Genomic DNA, 23,759 nt, shown 5'->3' with positions numbered 1-23,759 from the left:
TAAAAAAGGTCTGCATGAGCAGACCTTTTTTATTATTTCTAGTTTATTGCATCATTTTCTGAGCTTGTTCTTGACGGAATGCGCGTAAAATTTTCTGCCCTGCCCGTCCTGTTGGATTTAAACCTAAACGAGTCTGCTCCTGACGAATAGCTACGCGGGTTTTATCTCCAATAAGACCGTCAACTGCACCAATATCATAGCCACGATTAATCAAAAACTGTTGGATTTCACGACGTTCTGCACGTGAAGTTCCCGGATCATCAGTTGGCCAAGACGAAACAAATGGACCAGCACCTTTTAAACGATCAGATAAATGTGCAATCGCAAGTCCATAGCTTTCCGCAGCGTTATAGCTGTAGATAGCATCAAAATTCTTAAATACTAAAAATACTGGACCATTTACACCTGCAGGTGCCATTAAACCTGCTGAAGTACTGCTAGATAAAGCCCCTTGAACAAGTGGAGAACCATCAATTCGGGTCACCCCTCGTGCACTCCAGCTACTTAAAGCTTTCTTTGAACGTCGCCCTTCTCCATCAATTGACATACCTTGGGGAACTTTGACTTCAAAACCCCACGGCATTCCTGTTTGCCAACCTGCTTTATTTAAGAAATTGGCAGTTGAAGCCAGTGCATCAGCTGTACTCGACACTAAATCGCGGCGACCATCTCCATCAAAATCAACAGCTAAACGTTCATAAGTAGATGGCATAAATTGAGTATGACCAAATGCCCCAGCCCATGAACCTTTCAGTTGATCTTCGGTTAAATCACCACGTTGTAAAATACGCATAGTGGCAAAAAACTCAGTGCGGAAATAATTTTGTCGACGCCCTTCACAACTTAAAGTCCCGAGTGCTTGTAATAAAGGATATTTTCCAGAAATATCACCAAAATTACTTTCAACCCCCCACACTGCTACAATTGTTTCCGGTGGCACGCCGTAAGTTTGAGAAGCACGGTTTAAAACATCTCGATGTTGCGCCAGTTTTTGTTTACCAAGCTCAACGCGCTCTTCATCAACTAGACCAGAAAGATAATCCCAAATTGGCGTCGAAAATTCTGGTTGATAGTTTAATTTATCAATAACTGAATAATCTGGGGTCAAGTTTTGGGTATAACGATCATAAGTTGTACCAGATACTCCAGCAGCAATTGCTTGAGAACGTAAATTTGCCAAACAGCTTTGGAAATTATTATTAGGCGTATAATCTTCACTCGTCACTACTGGAACAGTAGCACTGCTAGATATTGTAGAACCATTAATTACGAGCTCTGCTTGAGCCTGAGTCATCGCTAAAAATACAGAGCCAACAATACAAGAAAAACGTCGCATATTATCCTAGTTCGATTTTTAAATTTAAATTTGTAAGTACCATACCATTATGAGTCCAAAATTTCAGAGAGAAAACGTAAATTTGAATTCATAATCTCTACTTTAAATTCATTTCCCATGTTTTAAATTCAAATTTTCTACTTTATTTTTGAATTTAAAATTCTCTAGATCAAAATTATTGTTTTTGAATTCAAAAACGATACTCAAGTTTAAATTCAAAAGTACTTCTTTAAATTTAAACTATCACGCAGGCGTTTCTGTGGATAAACTTATCCACAATCGAGCAAAAACAGCACTATTTATTGATTCCATTCTATATTTCATTATTCTTGATGACACGAAAAATCCAATCAACCAAACAATCTATATTTTTAAATTCAAACTTACCGCGTTATTTTAAATTTAAAACACTTCAGCAAACACCACTAGTTTTGAATTCAAAAAACATGAGCTCTATCATCAGCTACAAATCAAACTCTCTTGTGGATAACTAACTTTAAATTCAAAATAATCAAGCTTCACTTTTTAAATTTAAAAAATACCATCAATATTTAAATTCAAAAATTCCTATAAAAAGTTATCCACAAACAAGAAATTACTCAGGATTTATTATTTTTTAAATTTAAAAGATAAAAAAAGCGATCCGAAGATCGCTTTTTTTAGAATTAGAAATGCTTTAGAGGGTCATATCTGCTGTTAAAGCGAGTGGTTCTGGCAAAATTTCTGCTAATTGACGGCATAAATTCGTCAATTCATTACTATCCACAGGCATTAAAGTGATATGGCCTAACTTACGGCCAGCACGTTCAGACTTATTATAAAGATGAAGATGAGCACCATTTAAGGCAAGTACATCCTCAGTTTTAGGATGCTGACCAATAATATTGATCATGACCGTTGGGCGAACAACATCTGTTGAACCCAATGGTAGTCCTGCAACAGCTCGAATGTGGTTTTCAAACTGAGAACAAACAGCGCCTTCAATGGACCAATGACCTGAGTTATGCACTCGCGGTGCCATCTCATTTGCACATAAGCCTTGTTCTGTCACAAATAGCTCTAGAGTTAACACACCTACATAGTTAAGGTGATTCAACAAACGAGTAATGTAGTCTTGAGCCACAGGTTGCAAAGCTTCGCTATTCGGTGCTGGAACAATTGAATGCGATAAAATACCATTATGGTGGTGATTTTCAGCCAGTGGCCAAGTTTTTACCTCACCATTTTGGCCGCGCACCGCAATAATTGAAACTTCACGAGAGAATTTAACAAAGCTTTCAGCAACTAGACTTTTTGCAGGACCAAGTTCAGCCCAAGCAGTATCAATCTGGTCTTCTGAACGAAGTACAAACTGACCTTTACCGTCATATCCACCAGTTGCAGTCTTAAGTACAATCGGTAAACCAAGCTCAGCAACAGCCTTTTTCAAGCTTTCTAAGCTATCTACAGCACGATACGGCGCAACAGGAATAGTAAGCTCATCAAACAATGCTTTTTCTGACAAACGATTTTGCGCAGTCGCTAAAGCAACACGGGGAGGGTGCAATGTTTTGGTTTGTGTTAAAACATCCACATCTTCAACGGGTGTATTTTCAAACTCAAGACTGAAAACATCAGCACTTTCAATAAACTGCTTTAAGCCTTGCTCATCTTGGCTAGAAAAGACTTGGCCTAAAACACCTGCTGGACAATCTGTATTTGCTTCAAAAAAAGTACATTGAATATTTAATGGTAACGCTGCTTGAGCCATCATACGGCCCAGTTGCCCACCACCAAAAATACCGATAGTTTTATCCATCTCAGCCTCTTACACCTGACCCGGAATATTCTTGCTTGCAACTTTGTCAGTTTGCGCAGCACGGAAATCAGCAACATTTTTTGCGATTTCAGGACGAGTTAAACCTAAGATTTGTGCAGCCATAATTGCCGCATTCGTTGCACCAGCTGGACCAATTGCTAAAGTACCAACCGCAATACCTGCTGGCATTTGTACGATTGAAAGCAAAGAATCTACACCATTTAAAATTGATGATTTAACTGGCACACCTAAAACAGGTAAATCAGTTTTTGCGGCACACATTCCAGGTAAATGCGCTGCACCGCCTGCACCGGCAATAATCACTTGAATACCGCGATCACGTGCAGTTTCTGCATATTCAAATAAACGATCTGGAGTACGATGAGCAGATACCACTTCCGCTTCAAATGGGACACCAAGCTGTTTAAGCATATTGGCTGTGTTTTCGAGAGTTGCCCAATCAGATTGAGAACCCATAATAATTCCAACGAGAGGTTGAGCGTCTTGTGCTGCGGCCGCATTCATTGCTAATGTTCCAGAGACAAAAGTAAAAGAAGATAAATCTCGACGAGAGCCAAGTTTTAAATAGTTCGGAAGCCCATTATTATAGACTGATTTTTCATCTCACGAAAATTTAACTGACCAGCTCTGTGAATATTTTTAATATCATCAAAAAATGTCATGGTTTAACAGTGACACATTCTCAATTTTTATTAATATAACGCGCTTAATCAAATCAATAAGAGCTTAATAATGAAAAAATTTCTTGGAGCCCTAACACTCACACTTTGCACAACAACGGGTTACGCGGCTTTAGTAAATTTAAACATCGATGAATTTCAAAAAACCATTAAAACTTTAAATAAAGAAAAAGGTTATAACGGAGAAATCAAAAGTGGAGCATTAACTGGTAAAGTCCAAGAGAAATTTATTGTTACTGGAACATCTGCTACTGATGAGAGAGAACCAGTTCTGATGACTGGTTATTATCTTGGAGCAACTGAGGTAGGAAATTTATATTCAATTACTGAATATCGCATTTACTGTGACGATCAGACCTATGGTTTTGCCATGTCTAATTTTGAGCCTGATGGCGCCTTAAGTTTAACTACAACAGACAGTAATTATGCTTTTGACTATGAAGACCCAACGCCAAGAGATCAGCAATTTTCTAAAATTCTAAAAAAAGCATGTAAGTATTCAGCTAAATAAATAGTTATGTCTACTAACTATGGCTTGTTATTAAATAGAATAAATCATTTAATTCACAAGCCATAGGAGCTTACTGGCTTCTAAATACGAAATAAACACAACCAAATAGGCATAACATCGCCCATAAGTAATCGAGTTTAAAGGGTTGCTTAAACAAGAAAATCATAAAAGGTACAAACACGACCAATGTAACCACTTCCTGAGTGATCTTCATTTCACCGAGTAACCAGCCTTGCGCGCTTAACATACGAGTGGCTGGAATCATAAAACTGTATTCAAGTAAGGCAATAATCCAACCGAATAGAATCGCTTGCCAAAGTGGAGCATGGTGCAAAAATTTAAGATGTCCATACCATGCAAGTGTCATAAAGCAGTTAGAAATAATTAATAGCGTAAAAGCTAAAACCGTTGGGCTCAAAGGCACATCCTTCATCATCACGATGATTTAAGTATTTTAACGATACAAAACATTATAAAAGATAAAACTGTAATTCAGCTTAAATCTAAAAAATAAAGCTGTAGTTTTATTAGGGTCTCAAACACATAGAACAACAACGATTTTTGACTATCTTTTCGAGTTTAGCCTTGCTATCTTTGCTGGCAAATTTATCAATAATGCACACATAGCAATTCATTTTAATGTTGTGTACAAAAGCAGTGGAGAAGGCGAGCAATGCATCTGCATATCTTGGGTATTTGTGGCACTTTTATGGGCTCTTTAGCACTTTTGGCTCGTGATTTAGGACATAAGGTAACTGGTTCCGATTTAAACGTTTACCCACCGATGTCTACCCAGTTAGAAAATGCAGGCATTACACTCATGCAAGGCTATGACCGTAGTCATTTACAGCCTCATCCGGACTTGGTTATTGTCGGCAATGCCATGAAACGTGGTATTGATGCTGTTGAATATATGCTAAACGAAGGCCTGCCATATATTTCTGGTCCACAGTTCCTTGCCGATCATGTTTTACAAGGTAAACATGTACTTGGTGTCGCAGGTACTCACGGGAAAACAACAACTACGACCATGTTAGCTTGGGTACTTGATCAAGCTGGTTTAAATCCGGGCTTTTTAATTGGTGGTGTTCCACTTGGTTTTAGTGAAAGTGCTCGTTTAGGCGGTGGTAAATACTTCTGTGTTGAAGCCGATGAATATGACTCTGCTTTCTTTGATAAACGTTCTAAGTTTGTTCACTATCACCCAAAAACGGCGATTTTAAATAACCTTGAATTTGACCATGCCGATATTTTTGATGACCTAGCAGCGATTCAAAAGCAGTTCCATCATCTTGTGCGTACCATTCCAAGTGAAGGCCGTATTATTGCGCCAATTACTGAAACGCATATTGATGAAGTGCTTGAAATGGGTTGCTGGACACCAGTAATTCGTACAAGTCTAGAAGCAAATGAAAAAGCTGCTCTCTCTGCCGAATTAATTTCAATTGATGGCAGCCATTTTAAAGTACTCGAAAATGGCAATGTCGTTGGCGAAGTTAAATGGAGCATGACAGGGCAACATAGCGTAGCGAATGCTTTGGCAACCATTGCAGCCGCTCAACATGTAGGTGTTACGCTTGAACAAGCTTGTGAAGCTTTGTCTAATTTTGGCGGTGTAAAACGCCGTATGGAGTTACTCGGCACAGTTAATGGTATTGAGGTTTATGATGACTTCGCTCACCATCCAACAGCAATTGACACAACTTTAGATGGCGCACGCAAACGCTTAGGTGAACGCCGTTTATGGGCCATTATTGAACCACGTTCAAACACCATGCGCATGGGCAGTCATAAAGATGGCTTAGCACATTCAGCACGCTTAGCAGACGAAGTGATCTGGTATCAGCCAGAAGGCTTAGATTGGGATTTACAACCTGTAATTGAAGCTGCTTCTAACCACGCTCAAGTAAGCCGTTCACTTGATGAAATTATTGAGCGTATTGTCAATGAAGCAGGTGAGGGCGATGCCGTTGTGATTATGTCTAATGGTGGCTTTGGTGGCTTACATCAAAAACTCATGAGTGCATTAAAAGCAAAAGCTGCTTAAATTTCGCTTTAGATGATTCAATAAAAAATGGGTTTCAAATTGAAACCCATTTTTTTTATCAGTGACTTTTAAATCTTTTCTGGCTCTATATTGGCCATAAATTTATTAGAAACCATTAAACGTAAACTATAGACAATGCCCATCGCAAAAACACTATATCCCACGTTATTACAAATAAACGGAATACATAAAATAATGAGCGCTGTGATTGGATAAAACCATTTCGTGATTCCAGATAAGCATTGGAACTCATAAAGTATCCAAATACAGGTGGTATAAAGCACTACACTCACCGCAACGACTATTCCCATATATAAATCAGAAATATGCGCATGATGGGTTGTAACATCAACGGCGGCAGCAAGCGCAGCACCTACGGCAGCAATACTGACAAAAACAAAATAATGACCGTATCCCCAAACAAATGGGCGCACACCTTTAACATGATGGTGTTGTTCGCTACGGTCAAAATAAGCCCACCACATCGCAAACATTAACATCAATCCACCGACCATTAAGAAAATAGCAGGGATATTCATTGACTGAGCGGCTAAAGCATCACGTATAGCATTAAAACTGCCGACAATCGACTCACCCAACACAATAATTGTGAGTAGGGCATAACGTTCTACAATATGATGAGGATGCCACGGCGTTGGAGAATATTTTTCTGCATAGATTGGAACAAATAATTCCACTACAACCAGAAATAAAAATAGAGGTATTGAAAGTACATGAGCAAAGTTAGCCACAAGCCAGCCAATTTGTACTAAGACTATACCTATTGCATAGCGATAAGCCGTAACTCGCCGTTCAGGATCATGTTTTGCTGCTCTGAGCCACTGAGTCACTAAGGCCATGCGCATGATCACATAACCGATAATGATTACATCAAAATCCTGACTACGAAATACATCAGGGATACCCGCTGCCATCACCAATGACCCTACAATCTGTACAAAGGTAAGGCACCGATACAATGCATCATCGTTATCGTAAGCCGAAGCAAACCATGAAAAATTCATCCATGCCCACCACAGCGCAAAAAATACCATCAGGTAGCTTGGTAATGCATGCCAGAGGTGATTTTCAATAATTGCATGATGTAACTGCTGACCCGCTGTTGCAATCGCGACCACAAAAATTAAATCGAACAATAATTCGAGTGGAGTCGCTGCTCTATGCTGCTGATCAGGATCTCTTGGGGATAGGGGCCTCAAGCTTAATTTTTTCTGTTTTTCTTGAGTAGTCATAAAATAACGTTCTCGAATAAAGTGCCAACACGTTAACACTTTAATATTAACACCCAGAACACGCATTAAAAATTATCTAGACCTGCTGTTTAATCTTTACTCACAAACAAACTATATTTCATTTTTGTGACAATTCTTTATCAAGACCTTAAGCTTAATTCTTTATCATAGCTCACGTTTTTGTTCTTGTTTGGAATATGAATGTCTTTAGAAACACTCAACCTTAGCTTATTCCATGTGATTAATGGGGCTCAGGATGCGAGTCAATTTATCATTCGTCTTGCTATCTTTTTTGCTAATGATCTCCTCTATATTCTCTTATTCATCCTTATATTTTTATGGTTTTATGGCGATCAAGATTTAAAAAATAGGGTCATTAAATCTGTCTTTTTAACCTGCATATCACTTTTAGTCGGTTACGTTATTTCTCTGTTTTACCATCACTCAAGACCGTTTGTAATGGGTGTGGGTACGACTTTTATTGAACATGCACCAACGGCATCTTTTCCAAGTAATCATATGCTGATTTTTAGCACCATTGCTTTATCTTATTTGTTTGCTCAGCGCAAAATAATTGGAATCATTCTGTTATTTTTGTCATTTGTGGTAGCGTGGTCACGTATTTATTTAGGTGTGCATTTCCCTTTAGACATGCTGGGGGCTTTTATTGTCGCTCTACTGGTCAATACGGCAGGTTATTACTTCTGGAATGCTTACGGTACAAGTTTGACCGCATTCTTTATTCACCTTTACCAAATTATATGCAAACCACTTTTAGACCGCGGTTTGATTAAATAATGCGTAGATCTTTTTTGTGTTAAAAGCACGATATTAAGTTCAGTTGCGTAATACAAAAAAATCTGCCATTCTATGTGAAATTGGATATGTTTTATCCAAAACAGAATTTAGTTTGACAAGGGGAGTAGCCTCCTCCAAACATAACAGCAATGTTATGTGTCAGATATCGTCAATACGCTTTTATTAAAAAGTCGGTATCTGAGCATCGTGAAATTCATGATGTAGGCAAGACCTTGATCATGTTGAAACAGATGTTTACTTCATCTGGCAACTGGTCGAGGTTTTTTTATGCCCAATTGCCGGATGTATGGAGGATTTATGGAATCGATCGGCAATTTATGGCTGTACATAGCATTCTTTGGCATAGTCATTGTGATGCTCCTGATTGACTTTTTAGGCTTTAAGCAAAAGCAAGGTCAGGATGTCTCAATTAAGCAAGCTGCTTACTGGAGTGTGGCGTGGGTAAGCGTCGCAGCCCTATTTGGTGGTGGTTTATGGCTTTACCTACAACAAACAGTTGGGGTGACCTTAGCAAACCAAAAAACTATGGAATACTTTGCGGGTTACTTACTCGAAAAGTCCCTCGCAATTGACAACGTTTTCGTCTGGTTAATGATTTTCGCAGCGTTTGCTATTCCAGCTGCACTACAACGTAAAATTTTGCTCTACGGCGTATTAGGTGCCATCGTACTGCGTACCCTCTTTATTTTTATTGGTGCATGGTTCGTTCAAGAGTTTTCTTGGGTACTTTATATCTTCGGTGCGTTTTTGGTATATACAGGCTTTAAGTTCTTAAAAGGCCAAGATGAAGAAACCAATATTGAAGATATCAAGCTCTTAAAATGGTTACGTAACCATATGCGTATTACACCACAGCTTGAAGGTGACAAATTCTTTGTACGTCAAAACGGTTTATTGTGGGCAACGCCGTTATTTCTAGTTTTGATTTTGGTTGAAGCTTCAGACGTGATTTTCGCAGTAGATTCTATTCCTGCTATTTTCGCGGTAACTAGCGACCCGTTTATTGTTTTAACGGCGAACTTAATGGCAATTTTAGGTTTACGCGCAATGTTCTTTTTACTTGCTGGCGCTGCAACTAAATTGCATTACTTACCATACGGCTTAGGCATCATTTTATTGTTCATTGGTGCAAAAATGTTGTTGCTTGATGTATTCCACATGCCAATCTGGATCTCGTTAAGCTTTATCGTAATAGTGTTAGCAATCACTGCTTACCTTTCTTTACGACACAACAAAAAGCAATTGCAGTCTTAATTCATCACAACAAGGCATCTACACGTGAGATGCCTTGTTATCTAAATTTTCAAAATAGACTGTACTTTAAAAAAACAGGTTAATATCATATGCCAACTTAAATTTTATCTTTCCTAATCAGAAACATAATAGATAATAGCTATTCGGTATTTTATGCCGAACATACTTATTAAAATGTGTGGAGTCTCATGCGTTCTAAAAAAATTAATCTTGTCGTGGTCCCTCTATTACTCACGGCATGTAGCCATAACGATGGTCCTTTAGTACAAGACGTATATAACAACCAATATGACTGTGCTCGCGACTGGAATAATGAAACATGTAAACAAGAAAATAGCTCCAGTGGACATGGTTCTAGCTATATTGGTAGTCGCTATTTAGGTCCTGCGTATTATCGAAATAATCGGGAAGTTTCTTTTCGCGGCAATACCTTACATCCTTACAGCAATTTGAGTGTAGGCCGACCAGTTATTTCAAGCACAGCGAAAAGCGCGTCTTCTTCATCCCCAATTCGTGGTGGTTTTGGCCGTAGCGGTTTTTCTTTCGGCGGCTAAGTCTTTAGGCATTCACTTAATATGAAAAGAAAAATATTTACTCCACGACCAGACTGGCAAGTGGAGCATCAAAATATTGGTTTTGATTATTTTAATTTACCTTCTCTTGATGGCTCAATTTACTGGTCTGAAGGAGTTGCTTATGAGTTTACCCTTAAACAGATTGAACAACTGGAAGATGCGGCAAATGAACTGCATCAGATGTGTTTATCGGTAGTAGGAGACCTCATTCAACGGGGCGACTATCCTGCTTATTTTCAAATTCCAGAAACAGCTATAAACCATATTGAACATTCATGGAAACAAAATGCCCCCATGCTGTATGGCCGCTTTGATTTCGCTTACGATGGACGAAATATCAAAATGCTGGAATATAACGCCGATACACCTACTGGCTTACTCGAAGCCTCTGTCGCGCAGTGGCTGTGGATAGAACAAGTCTCAGGCATTGCAAACCGAGATCAATTCAATAGTATTCATGAAGACCTGATTAAACGCTGGAAGACAATTTTACCGCGTGGTAGCCATGTGCATTTTGCTGCCTGTCAGGAGGCTGGAAGGGAGGACTGGGGAAATCTCGAGTACTTGATGGATACCGCTTATCAAGCTCATCTACAGGTTTCCGAGCTTTCTATGGAAAACATAGGTTGGAACGGGCAAGACTTTGTCGATCTTCATAATCAGCCCATTCAAAACATATTTAAGCTCTACCCATGGGAATGGATCTGGGAAGAAGCCTTTTCTCAATATATCCATCCACAAACACAGTGGATTGAACCTTGCTGGAAAATGTTACTTTCAAATAAAGCGATTTTGGTTGAGCTTTGGAAGCGTTATCCAAACCATCCATTGTTGGTCGAAACCCATACCTATGACCCGCAACAAGCGTTGTCTGGCAAATGGGTGAAAAAGCCGATTTTGGCAAGGGAAGGGGCCAATATTCGAGTTTTACAAGACGGCCATGACCAAGGCGCGGTTTCTGGTAGCTTTTATTTTGATGACTATGACAAATACGGTTATGTCGTACAGAAATGGGTAGATACCCCATTATTTTCAGGGCAACTACCTACACTCGGTTTATGGATGGTTGGACATCAATGCGCCGGCATGTCTATTCGTGAAGATTGCTATGACATTATTGGTAATGATGCTCACTTTGCAGCACATTATTTTGTCGAGTAATAAGTACCTAGAGGTATTTTAAAAAGCACTTTTTAGGTGCTTTTTTATTATGCTTGATTCGCAATCAAACAGAGCATTTTACGTATATAGCGATAATGAGTATTTATTTTTAAAGCTAAATTAGAACAAAAATTCAAAAATATAATGACTTAATATTATGTAATTTAATAATTTTATTCTTATTTCTTCAATTAAAAATCAATATTGGCAAGCTCTTTGCATCTCCTAAAAAGAAAAAAGCCTAGATTTTAAGGGCTCGTGAGAGCCCTGATTTTTTTAAGGAGTGATGCCATGAATGCGATTCCAACTTTAACGCCCCTTGCCATGCCGTGTAACAGCAGTTTTGAAGCAAAAGATTGGGAAATTTTATCTACTCACTGGTATCCCGTCGCACGTACTCAAGATGTCTCTACTGCACCTCAACGAGTCACGCTACTAGACGTCAATATGGCGTTATATAAAACAGAAAGTGGGGAAATTCATCTGGTTCGAGATATTTGCCCACATCGTGGGGTGCCATTAACCAAAGGTTGGGTGGATGGTGAGGAGATTGTCTGTCCTTATCATGGTCTACGCTATAACACCGAAGGGAAATGTACCCAAATACCAGCTCAGCCCGAACTAACTAAAATTTCTGATCGTTTTTCTCTGACCAAATTTCCAGTTGTACAAAGATATGGTCTCATTTGGACCAGTATTCATGGTCGTGATATTGCTAAAGCCAATATTCCTATATTAGATACTTGGGACCATGCAGAGCATCAGTCAATTTTACCGCCTTTCGTCGATATTGGTGGTTCTAGTGGACGTCAACTTGAAGGATTTATCGATGTCGCTCATTTTGCGTGGGTACATCACAATGCCTTTGCAAATCGCGATAATCCCATCGTCCCTAAATATCACACTGAACGTACCGACTATGGTTTAAAAACGGTCTATATCAGCAATGTCAGTAATTATCCGCATGAACTAAAACATCTCGAACCAGAAGGTTTTTTATGGAAGCGTACTTTTGAGGTTTATCCACCTTTTTCAGCCGTGCTCACGGTCGATTTTCCAGAAGGCGGGGTCTTAAAAATCTTGAATGCCTGTTGCCCTATTTCAAGCAATAAAACCCGTTTATTTGTTCCACTCACCCGTAACTTTGACCAAACAGGCGATTTAGACAAAGTATATGCATTTAATGCGCAAATTTTTGCCGAAGACCAAGAGATGGTCGAATCACAAAAACCAGAAGAACTGCCGCTTGATTTAATGATGGAAGCACATTTTGAAGCAGACCGTTCATCAACAACTTATCGACGGATTTTGGCTGAATGGGGACTAAGTAAACGTTATACCGTTTAAATATTGGCTAACTGGGGTACAATCAATCGAAAAAAGTGAAAATATAAAGGCTTTCCATGTCATTGATCGCAAATACCACCGTTGTGCGTGGTCGTTTTTTAGATATTCAACACACTGTCTCTGAGCCAACTGATATTCCAAATCAAGTGCGTTATTTGGAAGATGGTGTATTGGTTAGTGAACATGGAAAAATCAAATGGTTTGGTGCATGGGAAGATGCACAGCAGCATCTACCTGCTGGGGTTGAGATTCAACATTATCCAGAACAATTGATTGTACCTGGGTTTATTGATACCCATATTCATTTCCCGCAAACAGAAATGGTTGGAGCATACGGCGAACAACTTTTAAGCTGGCTCAATACTTATACTTTCCCAACCGAAACCCAGTTTCAGGATAAAGCATATGCAAGTGAAATTGCCCAATTCTTTGTTCAAGAGCTACTGAAACACGGTACAACCACAGCATTGATTTTCTGTACGGTTCATCCTGAGTCTGTTGATGCCTTATTTGAAGCCGCAGAACACGTTCAGATGCGTTTAATTGCCGGTAAGGTACTCATGGACCGCCATGCACCTGAAGCGCTTTGTGATACGCCAGAAACAGCTTACAGCGACACCAAAGCATTGATTGAGAAATGGCATGGTAAGGGCCGTGCTCTCTATGCGATTACTCCACGTTTTGCACCAACGTCTACACCTGAACAGTTAGAAAGAGCAGGGCAGTTAAAACAAGAATTTCCAGATGTTTATGTACATACCCATTTAAGTGAAAACAAAGATGAAATCGCTTGGGTGAAATCTTTATTTCCTAAACAAGCAGGTTATTTAGATGTTTATCAACATTATGGCTTTACTGGGAAACGTTCTGTATTTTCGCATTGCGTTCACTTAGAAGATCAAGAATGGCAATGTATGCATGATACACAATCGGCTATCGCATTTTGTCCAACATCAAACCTGTTCTTAGGCAGTGGTTTATTCCCATTGAAAAAAACATGGGAAAAACAAGTGAAAGTGGGCTTGGGTACAGATATCGGTGCTGGTACATCATTTAGTTTACTGCAAACCGTTAACGAAGCTTATAAGGTTCAGCAGTTACAAGGTGATAAACTTTCAGCTTATGAAGCGCTCTATCATGCAACTTTAGGTGGAGCAAAAGCGCTTGATTTACAAGATCAGTTAGGCAACTTCAACGTCGGTAAAGAAGCTGACTTTGTGGTACTGAATCTCAAGCCAACAGCATTACAGGAACTTCGCCAGTCTAAATCCAAATCTGTTGAAGATTCACTGTTTGCATTATTCACTTTAGGTGATGACCGTAATATTGAGGCGACTTATATTTATGGAAACCGTGCTTATCAAAAAGAAACAGCCAAATAAAAAAGGCATTGTTAAGTTTTTGTTATTATTTGGAATATGCGCTCTTGCATTAAAGCGTGATCGACATAATCCGCAAAATGATAAAATTTCACAGCCATCAAAGGGTGCATGAAACGTCATTTTGCTTTAAAATTTTACCATTAACTCAGATTTTCGAGGTGTTGCAGGTCAACACCTTTTTTATTTTTTCTTTTATATCTTGTAGGAATCTGCCATGACTGTTGCAATGAGCATCATGATTTCAACCGAAGAAATTCAAGCAAAAGTCAAAGAGCTCGGCGAGCAAATTAACGCTCACTATGCAAATAGTGATAAAGAATTAGTTCTTATTGGACTACTTCGTGGTTCTGTTATTTTCATGGCAGACTTGTGCCGTACAATTACTAAACCGCATGAACTCGACTTCATGACAGTGTCTAGCTACGGCGGCGGTACGACTTCAAGTCGAGATGTCAAAATCTTAAAAGATCTTGACGGTGAAATTCGCGGTAAAGATGTATTGGTTGTTGAAGACATTATCGACTCAGGCAATACCTTAAGCAAAGTCGTTGAAATGTTGCAAACTCGCGAGCCAAATTCAATTCAACTCTGCACATTAGTGAGTAAACCATCTCGCCGTGAAATTGATCTTGAAGTGAAATTTTTAGGTTTTGAAGTTGAAGACAGATTCATTGTGGGTTACGGCTTAGACTACGATCAAAAATATCGCCACTTGCCATTTATTGGTGAAATTGGTTTATAAATTTCAGAGAAATAGCACCGCAAGGTGCTATTTTTTTATATAAAGCCTTAGCTTTGAACAAAAAAGACACAAAAAGTCGCAATCTGCTACAGACAAAATAGACAGCTCTACCGCACGATAGAATATGAAGCAAAATCATTAACTTCATCAAAAAAACAACTGGAGAACAAATATGTGGTCACTTATTGTTGCTATTGTAGTTGGTTTCTTTGCTGGCTTAATCGCTCGTGCTTTGCATCCTGGGGATGATAAAGCAGGTTTCATCGTAACGACCTTGATTGGTATTGCAGGTTCACTTCTAGCTACTTATGGTGGTCGTTTACTTGGACTTTACGGCGAAAACTCAGCTGCAGGCTTTATCGCATCCGTGATTGGTGCCATCGTTATTCTTTTTATCTACAACTTGATTGCACGAAAAAGCTAAACTTTAATTCATTTATAAAAAAGCACCTTATGGTGCTTTTTTTAATTTATTTTAAAGACCTAACTCTTTCCATACGGCCTGAATTTCTTCAGCAGAGCGTGCGCCAACCAGTTTGAAACCATTTGCAAAAATTAAAGTAGGAGTGCCGTTAAAGCCGAGTTTTTTTCCTAATTCCAAATTACGGTCAATGGGGTTTGCACAGCTCGTAACTGTTGGTTTAACACCTTGCTGAATCAGTTTTTTCCATGAGTAAGATTGATTTGGTGCACACCAAACTTGTCTAGAAACCACAATAGACTGAGGTTTTAAAGGATAGATGAACGTATAAATAGTCACATCTTTAAGCTTGTCGAGTTCAGGTTCAAGCTGCTTACAATAAGGACAATTTGGATCAGAAAATACTGCTAAAACATGCTGGCCATTACCTTTGACTGTTTTAATCGCATCTTTTAAAGGCAGCTGTTTCCAATCAATTGAGTTCTGCCCTAAAACCAGATCTTTGGTTAAGTTCTTTTGGTCTTTTAACCGAATCATAGAGCCTACAAACATATGTTGCCCATCTTCACCAACATAAATGATTTGCTGATCGAGATTAGCACTATATAGCCCAGGCATTTCAGTTTTCTGAATATTGCTAATTTTTAAATTAGGATATTGTTTTTTAATATTTTCCCTAACAGTATCTACATTAGCGAAACTCACACTTGCAGTTAGGCTAAATAACGCCAATATTCCTAATTTTTTAAGCATAAAACTGACTCATAGGTAGGAGAGGAGATCATTTTAATCAGTTCAGTTTTTTAAAACAGAACTGATTACCGAGTTATAACCAAACTTCTACTCATTTATGCCAATGTTTCACGTGGAACATAAATAGGTTTTAGAGTATTAATTTCTACCGATATATGCACAATTTCATCATGAATGGATAAAGCATGACGAATCTGATCTGCGGTTAAAGAAATATCATCAGTTTCGAGTGCCAAAATACAAGAAAACTTACCTTTCGCGACTTTCCAAACATGAATATCCGTAATTTCAATGTTTTTAGGAAATTCAGCAATTACTTCACGGATCTCTTCAACTACCGGATGATCCATTTCTGCGTCTAAAAGGGTTTTTCCTGTCTCTTTCATTAATCCCAGAGACCATTTTGCAACCAAAATAGCACCTAAAATTCCTAAAAGTGCATCTAAAAAATCCCATCCAAAATATTTACCTGCGAAAAGTGCAATGATTGCAAAAACAGAAGTTACTGCATGTGCAACTACATGTAAAAATGCAGCTTTTTGGTTTAAATCGTGGTGATGATGCCCATGATCATGCTCGTGATGGTGATGGTGATGGTGATGGTGATGGTGCCCATCATCGTGAAGTAACCATGCGCAAATCAAGTTAATGACCAAACCCAAAATTGCAATCGGAATCGCTTCATTATAAAAAATTTCAACTGGATTAAATAAACGTTGGATCGACTGAAACGCCATAAAAATGGCAACAACCATCAACAAAATTGCACTGCTATAACCCGCTAAAATCTCGATTTTCCAAGTTCCAAAACTAAACCGACGATCTTTGGAATAATAACGAGCCGCACGATAAGCAAAATAGGCTAAACCGAGAGCCAACATATGGGAACTCATATGCCAACCATCAGCCAGAAGTGCCATTGAATTGAAAAACCATCCACCGAATATTTCTAACACCATCATTGATGCCGTTAAAATCGTTGCAATCAAAATACGTTTTTGTGCAAGTGGATTTCCTTCATCAAACTGATGTTGATGATGACGTGATACACTATGATCCTGCATAATATTTAAACCCAATATACTCCCTACCAGTATATTGAATTATACAAGAGAACACAGATGAGTCACATTGGTCAGGATAAAAAAATACTTAATCGTGTAAAACGACTAAAAGGACAAATCAACAGCATTGAGCATGCTGTTGAACAGCCAGATATTTCATGCATAGAAATACTACAACAAGTTGCTGCAATTAAAGGGGCAATAAACGGTTTGATGAGTGAATTAATGGAACAGCATTTACATCACCACGTGCTCAAAGACGCACAAGTTGATCAAAATGAGCTAGATGAGTTTTTAAAGGTTCTAAAAAGATACGGTTAACGAGGTGACTGAATGACACAGCCATGTGCATCATTCAGAATTTTGTAATTATTTTCCAATACAGAATGAACCAAAAATCTTGCCTAATAAGTCATCGGCACTAAAGTCACCGGTAATTTCACCTAAAGCATTTTGGGCAAGACGTAATGACTCAGCAACCAGTTCACCTGCGTTAAACACAACAAGTTGCTCACGTGCTTCTGAAAGATAGAGCTGTGTGCGCTTCATTGCGTCTAAATGACGTGTTCTTGCAATAAAGGTGTCTTCCTCAGGGTGGAAGCCTGCATGCGCTGTAATCGCGTCTACGAGGCCTTGTACGCCCATCTCTTGTTTTGCAGAAACGGTTATATGACGGAAACCTTGGAAATCACTTATTTCAGCTAATTGTCCAGTTAAATCGCATTTATTACCAATTAACATTAAACGACGCGGTTCAATATGTTCCGCAAAATACTCTTGAGCGAGTTTTAATGGGTCATCACCTTGGTTTAAATCATAAACCAGCAATAACAAATCAGCTTGTTCAATTTCTTTGATTGCACGACGAATCCCTTCTTTTTCAACTATGTCACCTGTTTCACGAAGACCCGCAGTATCTGTTAAGGTGATTGGTAGACCATTTAAGCTAATTTTTTCATGTAAAACATCACGAGTTGTACCAGCAATATCGGTCACAATTGCACGCTCAACACCAGCAAGTGCATTCAATAAGCTCGACTTACCCGCATTTGGTTTACCTGCAATAACGACTTGTAGACCTTCACGTAATAATTGACCTTGTCGTGCAGAGGTTTGAACAGCATGTACCGACTGCTGAACATCTTCAAGTAAAGCTAAAATTTTACCATCTGCCAAGAAATCGATTTCTTCTTCAGGAAAATCAATTGCTGCTTCAACATGCAGGCGTAAATGAATCAGTTTTTCTAAAACAGTATTAATTTTTGTTGAAAATGCGCCTTGTAAAGAGCGAACCGCAGAGCGTGCCGCAGCTTGCGAAGTCGCATCGATCAAGTCGGCAATCGCTTCCGCTTGTACCAAGTCCATCTTGCCATTTTCAAAAGCACGCATGGAAAATTCGCCGGCTTTTGCAGCAATTGCGCCTAGCTCAAATAGACGCCCAAGCAAGGCATTTTGGATGACTGGACCGCCGTGGCCTTGTAGCTCTACAACATCTTCACCTGTAAACGAGTGAGGATTGGGAAAGCATAGAACAATCCCTTCATCCATAATGCTGGCATCAGCATAAAAAAATTTACGGAACCCCGCCATACGCGCTTCAGGCAAGTTTTTTTGTGTCAGGTTTTGAGCAATTTCATAAGCCTTAGGTCCAGATAGGCGAATCACGCCCACACCACCACGCCCAGGTGGCGTTGCAATTGCGGCAATCGTGGTTTGACTTTGCATATTATTCACCTAAAAACCTAAAATCCAGCCAAAGAAAAATCCGCCTAAGATTACCATCTTAAGCGGATTTATTCAGCAAAAGTTCAACGATTAAGAAGCTGATTCAGTCTTATTGATACGACTTTTCTCAACGCTCTTATTAATAAACGACTGCTGTAAAATAGTAATACTGTTGTTCACAATCCAGTACAGTACGAGACCGGCAGGGAAGAACAACATAAATACCGTGAACATAATCGGCATAATGCGGAACACTTTTGCCTGCATTGGATCAGCGGGTTGCGGGTTCAACATTTGCTGTGCAAACATGGTAGCACCCATGATTAACGGCAAGATGAACCAAGGATCCATTGCTGACAAGTCTTGAATCCAACCTAACCATGGTGCGTGACGTAATTCCACACTTTCCATGAGTACCCAGTACAAAGCAAGGAAAATTGGCATTTGTAGCAACAATGGTAAACAACCTGAAAGTGGATTTACTTGTTCACGCTTATATAAAGCCATCATTTCTTGCGAGAAGCGCATACGGTCTTCACCGAACTCTTCTTTCATGCGTTGCATTTCTGGTGCAATCACACGCATTTTCGCCATAGAACGATAACTTTTTGAAGATAAAGGCCACAAGATCATCTTCACCATAATGGTAAGCAAGATGATTGACCATCCCCAGTTACCCACAATGCTATGGAAGAATTGAAGACCTAAGAACAAGAGTTTAGCAATTGGCCATAACCAACCATAATCAACAGTCTGATTTAAACCAACAGCTAAATCTTTTAATTCAGATTGTACTTTCGGACCTGAATAAAGTTTTGCATCCACTTCCATTGAAGTGCCTGCTGGAACATTAATCACTGGTGAGGTAAAACCAATGATATTCATGTGATCAGCAGATTGACGAGATTCAAGCTTAGCTACATAAGGCTGACCATTCGCTTGAGTCAGCTTAAGGTTTCCAGGAATCCAAGCACTTACAAAATAATGCTGAACAATCGCAACCCATCCACCTTTCGCTTCAGTATTTACTTTTTCTTCTGAGAAATTAGCAAATTTAAGCTTGTTGTAATGTGCATCAGGCGTTCCCCAAGCTCCACCTAAGAAAGTTCCTAGAGTGAAAATACCTTGAGAAGATTTACCTGGATCTTCAGAATTATCGCGCTTTAATTGTCCAAACATCTGTCCTTGCCAACTTTGTTGGCTACGGTTAATGACTTGATGTTTTACAACAATTGGATATTGACCTTGAGTAAAAGTAAAAGTTTTAATAATTTCAACGCCTTCAGGTGTTTTAAATACCATCGGAACGTTTAAAACTTTTTCAGATTGACCCTTTTGGTCCTGTACACCTTTAGCATCAGCCAAAGTATATGATGTCTTTTCAACAGCATATAATGGACGACCACCACGACTACTATCTGGTCCATTCAAACCAATTAAGCCAGATTGAGCAACATATGTACGCTTGGCATCATTTTCAAGCATAACAAAAGGTTGATCGCTGTCTTTGCTTTTGTCGTGTGAGAGTAATTCAATACGAACAATATCACCACCTTTTGGATTGATCCAAATATGGTAAAGGTCAGTTTGTACTGAAATAAGCTGTTGATTCACAGGTGCAGTTGCATCTGTGGTTTGTGACTGCGCAATATTTGCTTGTGGCACATCGGAAGCCACTGTTGCATTTTTAGCATTTGGCAAATCAGCAGATACTTCATGCGAACTTACAGCTGCCGCTTGTTGTTGCGGAGCAGTTGCAGCATTTCCATAATCTTTTTGCCAAGCCAAAATGAGCAAATATGCGGTGACAAACATGGCCCCGAGAATTGCAAACCTGGCCCATTGTTGCATATCTATTACCCCAAATGGTTAGAGAGATTTTGCTTCAGTAAACGATCACGAAAGGGTACAGCAACATGATGCGTTTGAGAATCTATTTGATGAAACGAAATAAAACGAATTGCTTTTGGCGGTACCGGATCATATCCAGATCCTCCCCACGGATGACAACGACATATCCGTTTAGAAGATAACCAAACGCCTTTTATCGCACCATGAGTTTGCAATGCTTCTATCGCATATTGGGAACAAGTCGGGATATAACGACAACGGGGTCCAAGAAGCGGACTAATCGCAATTTGATACAGTCGAATCAACCAACGTAGAAAACGGACCATTGGCTATCTCTTAATTCTGCGAGGTTGTGCCAACTTTAGAATGTTTTTTTGCTAAGCGCTGTAATTTTTGCCAAGCAAAGTCTAATTGTTGATATAGCTCAGCATTCGTAATCGTTTCTATACCAACTTTCGGCATCACTACAACATCTATGTCTGATCCAAAATTCGGCTGATGTAGACGAAAGCTCTCACGAGCAAGACGTTTTATTCGATTTCTTTCATGCGCTCGGCGCACTTTTTTCTTAGCAACAACAATACCCAAACGGCTTTTAGGCTGTTCGGTTAATTTTGCAAGAAATAAAAAATGGGGTTGATGCACTTTAAAAAGCGCACCATCAAATACACTTTTATAATCTGCAGCACAGCGTATTCGCACGTCTGTGCTAAAACTGTAAAGTGTCATCACACCCAAGTCTGGTCAGCGTAACAGTATTAAACAGTTAAGCTATGACGACCTTTTGCACGACGACGAGCTAATACTTGACGACCAGCTTTAGTTGCCATACGAGCACGGAAACCATGAACGCGTTTACGCTTTAATTCAGATGGTTGGAAAGTACGTTTCATATTGAAACTCCCAAAAATGATCTTTCTATAAAGGTCCGCGATTTTATTGTGCAATGTTTACGCTGTCAATGAAAAACCAAGAAAGTTTTGTATTTAACCCAAATTTTTAATCTCTTCTCTTCTTTTTATCACGGTCATAATTCAGTGCAATATATAGCTTTAAAAGTTATACACAAAGTAATTGTCTATTTTTATTAGAACTTTTAATATATACACACCTTATATACATATTTATCAACAAAACAAGATACCATCTAGGTTTGGATTTGCTGTATTTGAATTTAAATTCATATTTTGCAGTTATCCACAAAAGATCTGCATCCTATTAAATAAATTCAAATTTAGAAATTTAAATTTATTCTTATTAGGGATAACTTTTTCTGTGGATTTCGCACTTTTAAATTTAAAAAACATATATTTGGGTTGTTGATAACTCTGTTTTTACTATATTTATGGATTGTGGATAAGTTTATGTGTTAATTTATCCACAGGTTGTGCAAAAAGTTATACACAAGCCATTTTGAATTTAAATTTATTCACAAGAGATTTCTTTTTAGACAAAATCAACTGAAATCGTCATGACAGATGTGGATAACTTGGTTAGAATGGCGACCCCTTCTCATCAGGAAGGGTTAATCTTTAGATTATTTGAATTTAAAAACGCAGAAATAGGGGATACACATGCTTTGGACAGACTGCTTAACTCGCTTGCGACAAGAGCTCTCTGATAACGTCTTTGCGATGTGGATTCGCCCATTAGTTGCTGAAGAAGTAGAAGGGACACTGCGTCTTTATGCACCTAATCCTTATTGGACGCGTTACATTCAAGAGAACCATCTAGAATTAATTTCTATATTGGCCGAACAGTTATCAGAAGGGCGAGTACGTCAGGTTGAGATTTTAGTTGATTCTCGTCCTGGTAGTATTTTGTCATCAGGTGAGCAGCCAGCAACTACAACTGCTGCTTTGCAAACTGCGCCCCAACAAAGTATTAAAGTAAAAAAAGAACCAGATTCTATTTCCAGTTCACCTACTACTAATAGTGTAGTGAACCCAAAAACACCGAAAAAGAAACTATTAAACCCCCAATTTACTTTTTCTTTATTTGTTGAAGGCCGTTCGAACCAGATGGCTGCTGAAACATGTAGAAAGGTATTAACACAATTAGGTGCTTCACAGCATAACCCTTTATTCTTATATGGTCCGACAGGATTGGGTAAGACTCACTTGATGCAGGCAGTTGGTAATGCTTTATTGCAAGCCAAGCCTAATGCACGGGTGATGTATATGACCTCTGAGAGCTTCGTTCAGGATTTTGTAAGTTCTTTGCAAAAAGGCAAAGTTGAAGAATTTAAGAAAAATTGCCGTTCTTTAGATTTATTGTTGGTCGATGATATTCATCTTTTAGCAGGTAAAGAAGCAAGTTTGGTTGAATTCTTCTATACATTCAATGCATTACTTGATGAATCTAAACAAATTATTTTAACTTCAGATCGTTATCCAAAAGAATTGACCGAGTTAGACCCACGTTTGGTTTCTCGCTTTTCTTGGGGTCTTTCAGTAGGCGTTGAACCGCCAGATATTGAAACTCGTATCGAAATTCTATTGAAAAAAGCCGAAAATAGCGGCGTTGATTTACCTCGAAATTGTGCATTATTTATTGCACAACAAGTAGTTGCCAACGTACGTGAGCTTGAAGGCGCACTCAATAAAGTCGTCGCAATTTCTCGTTTTAAAGGTGCACCAATTGATCTTGATGTTGTCCGCGAGTCTTTAAAAGATGTGTTGGCAATCCGTGCACGTACAATTAGTGTAGAAAATATCCAACGTGTGGTTAGTGAATATTTCCGTATTCCTTTAAAAGAATTGGTAGGACCAAAGCGGACTCGAATCTATGCGCGACCACGTCAGTTAGCAATGGGACTTGCTCGTGAGTTGACTGGTGATAGTTTTCCCGAAATTGGAATGGCTTTTGGTGGACGTGACCACAGTACAGTCATGCATGCTTGCGAAAAAGTAGTAAGTCTACGTGAAGAAGATCCGATTTTTGACGAAGATTATAAAAATCTATTACGTCTACTCCAGAGTTAATGAAATGATAAGACGTTGTTGCAAAGTCTACGTAA

The 23,759-nt window shown here is 38.9% G+C and carries 24 protein-coding genes; 12 read left to right on the top strand and 12 right to left on the bottom strand.

Annotated features, from left to right (window positions below; all coding sequences use genetic code 11):
• Positions 1 to 43: 43 nt before the first annotated feature.
• From J690_RS21435 to purE, 3 genes are all read right to left on the bottom strand, one after another.
• Positions 44 to 1,336: a lytic murein transglycosylase gene (locus J690_RS21435; RefSeq protein ID WP_032038272.1), complete on the bottom strand. Its 1,293-nt coding sequence runs from the start codon at positions 1,334 to 1,336 to the stop codon at positions 44 to 46.
• 676 nt (positions 1,337 to 2,012) lie between these two features.
• Entirely contained in the window at positions 2,013 to 3,134 is a 1,122-nt protein-coding gene (locus J690_RS21430) for a 5-(carboxyamino)imidazole ribonucleotide synthase (RefSeq protein WP_032038269.1), read from the bottom strand.
• Between the two features lie 9 nt (positions 3,135 to 3,143).
• A complete protein-coding gene (gene purE / locus J690_RS21425; RefSeq protein WP_002115451.1) occupies positions 3,144 to 3,659 on the bottom strand; it encodes a 5-(carboxyamino)imidazole ribonucleotide mutase in 516 nt (171 codons plus the stop codon).
• Between the two features lie 228 nt (positions 3,660 to 3,887).
• Between purE and J690_RS21420 the strand changes: the two genes are divergently transcribed.
• Positions 3,888 to 4,346: a hypothetical protein gene (locus J690_RS21420; protein WP_032005988.1), complete on the top strand. Its 459-nt coding sequence runs from the start codon at positions 3,888 to 3,890 to the stop codon at positions 4,344 to 4,346.
• 70 nt (positions 4,347 to 4,416) lie between these two features.
• On the opposite strand, the gene J690_RS21415 is transcribed toward J690_RS21420, so the two are convergent.
• Positions 4,417 to 4,779, bottom strand: coding sequence for a DMT family protein (locus tag J690_RS21415; RefSeq protein ID WP_075384089.1), 363 nt, complete (start codon positions 4,777 to 4,779; stop codon positions 4,417 to 4,419).
• A 240-nt stretch (positions 4,780 to 5,019) separates the two neighbouring features.
• On the opposite strand from J690_RS21415, the gene mpl reads away from it, so the two are divergent.
• Positions 5,020 to 6,393 (top strand): UDP-N-acetylmuramate:L-alanyl-gamma-D-glutamyl-meso-diaminopimelate ligase, encoded by a 1,374-nt coding sequence (gene mpl / locus J690_RS21410; RefSeq protein WP_032038268.1) that lies wholly within the window; start codon positions 5,020 to 5,022, stop codon positions 6,391 to 6,393.
• Positions 6,394 to 6,461: 68 nt separating this feature from the next.
• Here mpl and J690_RS21405 read toward each other — a convergent pair whose 3' ends face one another.
• Positions 6,462 to 7,712 (bottom strand): low temperature requirement protein A, encoded by a 1,251-nt coding sequence (locus tag J690_RS21405; protein WP_032038265.1) that lies wholly within the window; start codon positions 7,710 to 7,712, stop codon positions 6,462 to 6,464.
• Positions 7,713 to 7,847: 135 nt separating this feature from the next.
• Here J690_RS21405 and J690_RS21400 point away from each other — a divergent pair, with 135 nt between their 5' ends.
• The 8 genes from J690_RS21400 (at position 7,848) to J690_RS21360 (ending at position 15,350) form a co-directional block, all read left to right on the top strand.
• Positions 7,848 to 8,444 carry a phosphatase PAP2 family protein gene (locus tag J690_RS21400; protein WP_032038263.1) on the top strand — a complete coding sequence of 199 codons (597 nt, stop codon included), beginning with the start codon at positions 7,848 to 7,850 and terminating at the stop codon, positions 8,442 to 8,444.
• A 318-nt stretch (positions 8,445 to 8,762) separates the two neighbouring features.
• Positions 8,763 to 9,719, top strand: a complete 957-nt coding sequence (locus J690_RS21395; protein WP_017386224.1) for a TerC family protein — start codon at positions 8,763 to 8,765, stop codon at positions 9,717 to 9,719.
• A gap of 188 nt (positions 9,720 to 9,907) precedes the next feature.
• The gene (locus J690_RS21390) at positions 9,908 to 10,273 is read left to right on the top strand and encodes a hypothetical protein (protein WP_001256722.1); all 366 of its coding nucleotides are present in this window, start codon (positions 9,908 to 9,910) and stop codon (positions 10,271 to 10,273) included.
• Between the two features lie 21 nt (positions 10,274 to 10,294).
• The gene (locus J690_RS21385) at positions 10,295 to 11,455 is read left to right on the top strand and encodes a glutathionylspermidine synthase family protein (protein WP_032038260.1); all 1,161 of its coding nucleotides are present in this window, start codon (positions 10,295 to 10,297) and stop codon (positions 11,453 to 11,455) included.
• 291 nt (positions 11,456 to 11,746) lie between these two features.
• On the top strand, positions 11,747 to 12,802 hold the full coding sequence (locus J690_RS21380; protein WP_032038258.1) for an aromatic ring-hydroxylating oxygenase subunit alpha: 1,056 nt from the start codon (positions 11,747 to 11,749) through the stop codon (positions 12,800 to 12,802).
• A gap of 56 nt (positions 12,803 to 12,858) precedes the next feature.
• Positions 12,859 to 14,184 carry a guanine deaminase gene (guaD, locus tag J690_RS21375; RefSeq protein ID WP_032038255.1) on the top strand — a complete coding sequence of 442 codons (1,326 nt, stop codon included), beginning with the start codon at positions 12,859 to 12,861 and terminating at the stop codon, positions 14,182 to 14,184.
• Between the two features lie 214 nt (positions 14,185 to 14,398).
• Positions 14,399 to 14,926 (top strand): hypoxanthine phosphoribosyltransferase, encoded by a 528-nt coding sequence (gene hpt / locus J690_RS21365; protein ID WP_002115408.1) that lies wholly within the window; start codon positions 14,399 to 14,401, stop codon positions 14,924 to 14,926.
• 172 nt (positions 14,927 to 15,098) lie between these two features.
• Positions 15,099 to 15,350, top strand: a complete 252-nt coding sequence (locus J690_RS21360; RefSeq protein ID WP_002115476.1) for a GlsB/YeaQ/YmgE family stress response membrane protein — start codon at positions 15,099 to 15,101, stop codon at positions 15,348 to 15,350.
• Positions 15,351 to 15,401: 51 nt separating this feature from the next.
• Here J690_RS21360 and J690_RS21355 read toward each other — a convergent pair whose 3' ends face one another.
• Positions 15,402 to 16,100, bottom strand: a complete 699-nt coding sequence (locus J690_RS21355) for a DsbC family protein (RefSeq protein ID WP_032038253.1) — start codon at positions 16,098 to 16,100, stop codon at positions 15,402 to 15,404.
• Positions 16,101 to 16,195: 95 nt separating this feature from the next.
• Entirely contained in the window at positions 16,196 to 17,164 is a 969-nt protein-coding gene (dmeF, locus tag J690_RS21350) for a CDF family Co(II)/Ni(II) efflux transporter DmeF (RefSeq protein ID WP_032038251.1), read from the bottom strand.
• A 57-nt stretch (positions 17,165 to 17,221) separates the two neighbouring features.
• On the opposite strand from dmeF, the gene J690_RS21345 reads away from it, so the two are divergent.
• A complete protein-coding gene (locus tag J690_RS21345; protein ID WP_002115414.1) occupies positions 17,222 to 17,485 on the top strand; it encodes a metal/formaldehyde-sensitive transcriptional repressor in 264 nt (87 codons plus the stop codon).
• A gap of 48 nt (positions 17,486 to 17,533) precedes the next feature.
• Here the strand turns inward: J690_RS21345 and mnmE are convergent, their stop codons facing one another.
• From mnmE to rpmH, 5 genes are all read right to left on the bottom strand, one after another.
• Positions 17,534 to 18,889, bottom strand: coding sequence for a tRNA uridine-5-carboxymethylaminomethyl(34) synthesis GTPase MnmE (gene mnmE, locus J690_RS21340; protein WP_032038248.1), 1,356 nt, complete (start codon positions 18,887 to 18,889; stop codon positions 17,534 to 17,536).
• Positions 18,890 to 18,979: 90 nt separating this feature from the next.
• Complete coding sequence (gene yidC, locus J690_RS21335; protein ID WP_002115440.1) at positions 18,980 to 20,740, bottom strand: membrane protein insertase YidC; 1,761 nt, start codon at positions 20,738 to 20,740, stop codon at positions 18,980 to 18,982.
• Between the two features lie 5 nt (positions 20,741 to 20,745).
• Positions 20,746 to 21,066 carry a membrane protein insertion efficiency factor YidD gene (gene yidD / locus J690_RS24145; RefSeq protein ID WP_003656027.1) on the bottom strand — a complete coding sequence of 107 codons (321 nt, stop codon included), beginning with the start codon at positions 21,064 to 21,066 and terminating at the stop codon, positions 20,746 to 20,748.
• A 10-nt stretch (positions 21,067 to 21,076) separates the two neighbouring features.
• On the bottom strand, positions 21,077 to 21,469 hold the full coding sequence (gene rnpA / locus J690_RS0104760) for a ribonuclease P protein component (RefSeq protein WP_005063921.1): 393 nt from the start codon (positions 21,467 to 21,469) through the stop codon (positions 21,077 to 21,079).
• Positions 21,470 to 21,498: 29 nt separating this feature from the next.
• Positions 21,499 to 21,633 carry a 50S ribosomal protein L34 gene (gene rpmH / locus J690_RS21330; RefSeq protein ID WP_000831329.1) on the bottom strand — a complete coding sequence of 45 codons (135 nt, stop codon included), beginning with the start codon at positions 21,631 to 21,633 and terminating at the stop codon, positions 21,499 to 21,501.
• 681 nt (positions 21,634 to 22,314) lie between these two features.
• Here rpmH and dnaA point away from each other — a divergent pair.
• Positions 22,315 to 23,724, top strand: a complete 1,410-nt coding sequence (dnaA, locus tag J690_RS21325; RefSeq protein ID WP_002115442.1) for a chromosomal replication initiator protein DnaA — start codon at positions 22,315 to 22,317, stop codon at positions 23,722 to 23,724.
• Positions 23,725 to 23,759 lie beyond the last annotated feature (35 nt).

The organism is Acinetobacter sp. 742879 (assembly GCF_000588535.1).
GTDB lineage: Bacteria > Pseudomonadota > Gammaproteobacteria > Pseudomonadales > Moraxellaceae > Acinetobacter > Acinetobacter pittii.
This window is presented reverse-complemented; position numbering and strand designations above follow the sequence as displayed.

Coding starts and splice junctions, on each gene's coding strand:
- dnaA (WP_002115442.1), top strand. CDS start 22,315: ATGCTTTGGACAGACTGCTTAACTCGCTTGCGACAAGAGCTCTCTGAT.
- yidD (WP_003656027.1), bottom strand. CDS start 21,066: ATGGTCCGTTTTCTACGTTGGTTGATTCGACTGTATCAAATTGCGATT.
- rpmH (WP_000831329.1), bottom strand. CDS start 21,633: ATGAAACGTACTTTCCAACCATCTGAATTAAAGCGTAAACGCGTTCAT.
- J690_RS21430 (WP_032038269.1), bottom strand. CDS start 3,134: ATGGATAAAACTATCGGTATTTTTGGTGGTGGGCAACTGGGCCGTATG.
- J690_RS21435 (WP_032038272.1), bottom strand. CDS start 1,336: ATGCGACGTTTTTCTTGTATTGTTGGCTCTGTATTTTTAGCGATGACT.
- mpl (WP_032038268.1), top strand. CDS start 5,020: ATGCATCTGCATATCTTGGGTATTTGTGGCACTTTTATGGGCTCTTTA.
- J690_RS21355 (WP_032038253.1), bottom strand. CDS start 16,100: ATGCTTAAAAAATTAGGAATATTGGCGTTATTTAGCCTAACTGCAAGT.
- purE (WP_002115451.1), bottom strand. CDS start 3,659: ATGAATGCGGCCGCAGCACAAGACGCTCAACCTCTCGTTGGAATTATT.
- J690_RS21390 (WP_001256722.1), top strand. CDS start 9,908: ATGCGTTCTAAAAAAATTAATCTTGTCGTGGTCCCTCTATTACTCACG.
- hpt (WP_002115408.1), top strand. CDS start 14,399: ATGACTGTTGCAATGAGCATCATGATTTCAACCGAAGAAATTCAAGCA.
- J690_RS21345 (WP_002115414.1), top strand. CDS start 17,222: ATGAGTCACATTGGTCAGGATAAAAAAATACTTAATCGTGTAAAACGA.
- J690_RS21360 (WP_002115476.1), top strand. CDS start 15,099: ATGTGGTCACTTATTGTTGCTATTGTAGTTGGTTTCTTTGCTGGCTTA.
- guaD (WP_032038255.1), top strand. CDS start 12,859: ATGTCATTGATCGCAAATACCACCGTTGTGCGTGGTCGTTTTTTAGAT.
- mnmE (WP_032038248.1), bottom strand. CDS start 18,889: ATGCAAAGTCAAACCACGATTGCCGCAATTGCAACGCCACCTGGGCGT.
- J690_RS21415 (WP_075384089.1), bottom strand. CDS start 4,779: ATGAAGGATGTGCCTTTGAGCCCAACGGTTTTAGCTTTTACGCTATTA.
- J690_RS21395 (WP_017386224.1), top strand. CDS start 8,763: ATGGAATCGATCGGCAATTTATGGCTGTACATAGCATTCTTTGGCATA.
- dmeF (WP_032038251.1), bottom strand. CDS start 17,164: ATGCAGGATCATAGTGTATCACGTCATCATCAACATCAGTTTGATGAA.
- yidC (WP_002115440.1), bottom strand. CDS start 20,740: ATGCAACAATGGGCCAGGTTTGCAATTCTCGGGGCCATGTTTGTCACC.
- J690_RS21405 (WP_032038265.1), bottom strand. CDS start 7,712: ATGCGTGTTCTGGGTGTTAATATTAAAGTGTTAACGTGTTGGCACTTT.
- J690_RS21385 (WP_032038260.1), top strand. CDS start 10,295: ATGAAAAGAAAAATATTTACTCCACGACCAGACTGGCAAGTGGAGCAT.
- J690_RS21420 (WP_032005988.1), top strand. CDS start 3,888: ATGAAAAAATTTCTTGGAGCCCTAACACTCACACTTTGCACAACAACG.
- rnpA (WP_005063921.1), bottom strand. CDS start 21,469: ATGACACTTTACAGTTTTAGCACAGACGTGCGAATACGCTGTGCTGCA.
- J690_RS21380 (WP_032038258.1), top strand. CDS start 11,747: ATGAATGCGATTCCAACTTTAACGCCCCTTGCCATGCCGTGTAACAGC.
- J690_RS21400 (WP_032038263.1), top strand. CDS start 7,848: ATGTCTTTAGAAACACTCAACCTTAGCTTATTCCATGTGATTAATGGG.